Below are 5,233 nucleotides of genomic sequence, written 5' to 3' on the forward strand. Positions count from 1 at the left end.
CGCATAGCACGAACACGACCGTATTCTAAACCACAAAGTACGATATCACCTTGGTTCAATGTACCTTCTTGAACAAGTACTGTAGCCACTGGACCACGGCCTTTATCAAGTTTAGACTCAACAACCACACCTTTGTAGGGTGGACTTCAGTCCATCAAGTTAAATGCAATTTAACCGTCGTCAAATAAATACCCATCAACAAAGCAAAATTATGGTTAATACTATTAATTGACCCGTATTTACTTAATTTCTATTTTCTATTTTCTATTTTCTATTTTCTATTTTCTATTTTCTTGTCATGTTCTCTAAACTATAGATTTTTTAAACTATATTTTTGCATAATCATTGTGTAGCTCTTTACATGCAATGGTATAGACCGCAAATGCTTAATTATTGTTAATAAAGAGTAGAGCAAATAAAAACGGATATTTTTTACTTATTTCAACAAAAATAGTTGAAAAAACTTTTTCTTGTCCCCACTTACTGTTCATCGAAAGATTTAATCTTTATTTTTAACGTAATAAGTATTCGGAGATCCTCAAGATGGGCAAAATTATTGGTATTGACCTAGGGACAACAAACTCTTGTGTTGCTGTTCTAGATGGCGGTAAAGCACGTGTAATTGAAAATGCAGAAGGCGATCGTACAACACCTTCAATCATAGCTTACACAGAAGAAGGCGAAACGTTAGTGGGTCAACCTGCTAAACGTCAGTCAGTAACAAACCCTAAAAACACATTGTTCGCCATTAAGCGTTTAATTGGTCGTCGTTTTGAAGATGAAGAAGTCCAACGCGATTTAAAAATCATGCCATTTGGTATTGTTAAAGCCGACAACGGTGATGCTTGGGTAACGGCGCGTGATAAAAACATCGCTCCACCACAAGTCTCTGCTGAAGTTTTAGCAAAAATGAAAAAAACAGCTGAAGACTATTTAGGCGAAAAAGTTACTGAAGCCGTTATTACGGTTCCTGCTTACTTTAACGACGCACAACGTCAAGCAACTAAAGATGCGGGTCGTATTGCCGGTCTTGAAGTTAAACGTATCATCAACGAGCCAACTGCTGCTGCCCTTGCTTACGGCATGGACAAGCAAGAAGGCGACAAAGTTGTTGCAGTATACGATTTAGGTGGTGGTACATTTGATATCTCTATCATCGAAATTGATGAAGTTGAAGGCGAGCACACGTTTGAAGTACTAGCGACTAACGGCGACACTCACTTAGGTGGTGAAGATTTTGATAACCGTTTAATCAACTACCTAGTAGCTGAATTCAAGAAAGATCAAGGCATGGATTTAACCACTGATCCTCTTGCTATGCAGCGTTTGAAAGAAGCGGCAGAAAAAGCAAAATGTGAGCTTTCTTCAGCACAACAAACCGATGTTAACTTACCGTACATCACTGCTGATGGTTCAGGCCCTAAGCACATGAACATCAAAGTGACTCGTGCTAAATTAGAGTCTTTAGTTGAAGACATGGTTAAAGCCACTTTAGGTCCGCTTAAGCAAGCACTTAAAGATGCTGACCTTTCAATTAGCGACATTAACGACGTTATCATGGTAGGTGGTCAAACACGTATGCCTATGGTACAAAAAGTTGTAACTGAATTCTTTGGTAAAGAACCTCGTAAAGATGTTAACCCTGATGAAGCTGTAGCTGCAGGCGCTGCGATTCAAGCGGGTGTACTTTCGGGTGATGTAACTGACGTACTATTATTAGACGTTACGCCATTATCACTAGGTATTGAGACTATGGGCGGCGTGATGACGAAAGTTATCGAGAAAAACACCACTATCCCAACTAAGCAATCTCAAACATTCTCTACCGCAGACGACAACCAAGCGGCAGTAACCGTACATGTTGTGCAAGGCGAGCGTAAGCAAGCTTCAGCAAACAAATCTCTTGGTCAATTTAACCTTGAAGGTATTGATGCTGCACCACGTGGTACACCACAAATTGAAGTCACTTTCGATTTAGATGCTGATGGTATTTTGCACGTTACAGCGAAAGATAAGAATACCGGTAAAGAGCAAAAAATTACCATTAAAGCCTCTTCTGGTTTATCAGATGAAGAAGTAGAACAAATGGTACGTGACGCAGAAGCAAATGCTGACGAAGATGCGAAATTTGAAGAGCTTGTACAAGCTCGTAACCAAGCTGATGGCATGGTTCACGCAACGCGTAAGCAAATTGAAGAAGCAGGCGACGATTTACCAAGCGAAGACAAAGAGAAAATTGAAACAGCATTAGACGAACTTAACGTTGCCATTAAAGGCGATAGTAAAGAAGAAATCGATGCCAAAACTCAAGTCGTTGTTGAAGCTTCAGCTAAGTTAATGGAAATTGCTCAAGCAAAAGCTCAAGCACAAAGTGGCGCACCTGAAGGTGAAGCTCCTGAAGCTGACGCATCAGCTGGCGACGATGTAGTTGACGCTGAGTTTGAAGAAGTTAAAGACGACAAGTAGTTAATTGTTAGCTTGTCCCTGTATCGCTCAATAGCCGCGCGAACATACATTGTATGCTTGGTGTGTTCTCCTTGCTCTAGAAGGATACAGTGACAACAAAAAACAATTAAATTTTGTGGTTTAGTTAACATAAATTAAAGCGCTGATAGCTATCGGCGCTTTATTATGTAAAATAACAACGAAAAATTAATTATTACCTGATGTTAATTTGCTTAGATTTTTAAGGTGTTAAAGTGAACGCTACAGCGTCTAAGAAAGAAGTTAAACAAATTAGTATCCATAAATAGAAGTAAAGAAATCAAACCTATGTCAAAACGCGATTATTATGAAGTGCTTGAAGTGTCTAAAGATGCAGCTGAGCGCGATATCAAAAAAGCTTACAAACGTTTAGCAATGAAATATCACCCAGATAGAACACAAGGTGATAAATCAAAAGAAGAACAGTTTAAAGAAGTTAAAGAAGCTTATGAAATATTAAACGATGATCAAAAGCGTGCGGCCTATGATCAATACGGCCACGCGGCGTTTGAACAAGGCGGACATGGCGGCGGCGGTGGCGGTTTTGGCGGGGGACAAGATTTCGGTGATGCCTTTGGTGATATTTTTGGTGACATTTTTGGTGGCGGTGGTCGCGGTCGTGGTGGTCAATCTCGCCAGCGTCGTGGCTCAGATTTACGCTACAACCTTGACCTAAGTCTTGAAGAAGCGGTTAAAGGTAAGACCTTAGAAATTAAAATTCCTACTTTTGTGAGTTGTGACCCTTGTGACGGTAGTGGCGCTAAAAAAGGCACGAGTGCGAAAACGTGTTCAACCTGTCATGGTCATGGCCAAGTACAAATGCGTCAGGGCTTGTTTGCAGTGCAACAAAGCTGTCCAACCTGTTCTGGCAAAGGTAAAGTTATTACCGACCCTTGTACTTCATGTCGTGGTCAAGGCCGTGTTGAAAAAGAAAAAACCTTATCAGTTAAAATTCCACCGGGTGTTGATACCGGCGATAGAATACGTTTGTCAGGTGAAGGTGAAGCCGGTGAACATGGCGCACCCGCAGGTGACTTATATGTGCAAGCGAATGTTCGAGACCACAAAATATTTGTGCGTGATGAAAATCACCTATTTTGTGAAGTACCGATCAGCTTTACAACCGCTGCCTTAGGTGGCGACATTGAAGTACCGACGCTTGAAGGTAAAGTTAAGCTTAAAATACCGAAAGAAACTCAAACAGGCAAAATGTTCCGTTTGCGTGGCAAAGGTGTCAAGTCAGTACGCAGCCACTCAATTGGCGACTTAATGTGTAAGGTAGTGATTGAAACGCCGGTAAGTTTATCGGGCGATCAAGCCGACTTACTACGCCAGTTAGAAGAAAAAATGGGTAAAAGCACCAGCAAGCATAGCCCAAAAGAAACCGGCTTTTTTGACGGTGTGAAAAACTTCTTCGATGATCTTAAAAGTTAAGCTAGCTCTAATATAGCTTGAATACAGTTCGAATATAGCTCAACACTAAAATCCCGCACTATGTTGCGGGATTTGTATGTTCAGAATGTAGGCTAAATTCAAGCGCTTTCATATTGGCTGTTTCACACCAATATTCGCTCTCTAAATGCTAATGATTTTCTATTAACACTTTACCTTATCAGCTCATCAGTTATAATACTGCCGCTGTAAAAGAGATCGTTGTAATAACGTTGTAATAACGTTGTAATAATGTTGTGACAGCTTGTTGTTATTGTATTAACAAAGCTGAAATAAGGATGTAGTCAAGGATGGAAAGCTGGTATTTACTCATGTGTAAACCCCGACAAGAAGAGCGTGTACACACTAACCTAAATAATCAAGGGATTAGTTCCTTTTATCCCAAGCTCAGCACCGAAAAACTGCTAAAAGGTCGTCGTACCCTTAAGCAATCTGCCTTATTTCCTAATTACTTATTCGTTTGTGTAGACGCAGAAAACGGTCCATTTGCGGCGGTAAAAAATACCCGTGGCGTGGCTGATTTTGTAAGGTGTGGCGCTAAATACCAACCGGTACCCAATGAATTAATACATCAGCTTAAACAAGAACGTGCCGAGATCCGCGAATCTAGATTACCCAAAGCCGGTGAGCTAGTAGGGTTAACTAATGCCTCGTTCAATAACATAGACGCTATATACCAACAGCCCGACGGTGACATGCGCAGCATATTGTTAATCAACCTGCTTAATAGGCAAGTAACCATCAGCGTAGATAATAAAGACATAGCAGTTAACGGTTAAAAACCAAGTTGTTCGAAGTTAGAAGCTAGTTGTTCGATGTTAGTTGTTAAATCTCAGAGATCAAATTTTAGCGGCCTAAAACCTAGCCGCTAAAATTTTAAAATTAAAGCACATTATCAGTACGTAGGAACTGCAACCTAGGGGCGGAAGCGTGTCTGCAAGACAAAGCTTCTAGGAAAAACATTAGTAAAACATAGGCATTAGCAAGATAAAATCGCAACTAACAATGCTCCTAATACCATGTAAACTTATTAACTTATTAACTTAGTAACTTAGTAACTTAGTAAGTAGTAAGCAGTAATAAGTAAACTAATTATTCAACAGAAAATCGCTTGATTGAGCAATAAATAGCAGGCTATTGGGAGTAAAAGTAACCTAGTTATTGAATAGTTGTTGCATATTTATTCGATAGTTAGGCCAGCTTATAATAAGCGATTAATTATTTTAATGGCTATAGTAGCTACAACGAATCTTTCCTTTTCGCTTTAATCATGTTTAAATTGCGCGAAAATAAATAA

At 39.8% G+C, this 5,233-nt stretch carries 3 protein-coding genes and 1 pseudogene; 3 read left to right on the forward strand and 1 reads right to left on the reverse strand.

Annotated elements, in window-relative coordinates; all coding sequences use genetic code 11:
• Positions 1–131, reverse strand: a pseudogene (locus H4J46_RS17605) (hypothetical protein); the annotation flags it as partial.
• Between the two features lie 412 nt (positions 132–543).
• On the opposite strand from H4J46_RS17605, the gene dnaK reads away from it, so the two are divergent.
• From dnaK to rfaH, 3 genes are all read left to right on the forward strand, one after another.
• Positions 544–2,466: a molecular chaperone DnaK gene (dnaK, locus tag H4J46_RS01260; RefSeq protein ID WP_182231780.1), complete on the forward strand. Its 1,923-nt coding sequence runs from the start codon at positions 544–546 to the stop codon at positions 2,464–2,466.
• A gap of 306 nt (positions 2,467–2,772) precedes the next feature.
• Positions 2,773–3,918: a molecular chaperone DnaJ gene (dnaJ, locus tag H4J46_RS01265; protein ID WP_182231781.1), complete on the forward strand. Its 1,146-nt coding sequence runs from the start codon at positions 2,773–2,775 to the stop codon at positions 3,916–3,918.
• A 308-nt stretch (positions 3,919–4,226) separates the two neighbouring features.
• Positions 4,227–4,715 (forward strand): transcription/translation regulatory transformer protein RfaH, encoded by a 489-nt coding sequence (gene rfaH, locus H4J46_RS01270; RefSeq protein WP_182231782.1) that lies wholly within the window; start codon positions 4,227–4,229, stop codon positions 4,713–4,715.
• Positions 4,716–5,233: the final 518 nt, after the last annotated feature.

Source organism: Colwellia sp. MB02u-6, from assembly GCF_014077095.1.
Lineage (GTDB): Bacteria > Pseudomonadota > Gammaproteobacteria > Enterobacterales > Alteromonadaceae > Cognaticolwellia.

Excerpts from the sequence above, each read along its gene's own strand:
- dnaJ (WP_182231781.1), top strand. The coding sequence starts at position 2,773 with ATGTCAAAACGCGATTATTATGAAGTGCTTGAAGTGTCTAAAGATGCA.
- dnaK (WP_182231780.1), top strand. The coding sequence starts at position 544 with ATGGGCAAAATTATTGGTATTGACCTAGGGACAACAAACTCTTGTGTT.
- rfaH (WP_182231782.1), top strand. The coding sequence starts at position 4,227 with ATGGAAAGCTGGTATTTACTCATGTGTAAACCCCGACAAGAAGAGCGT.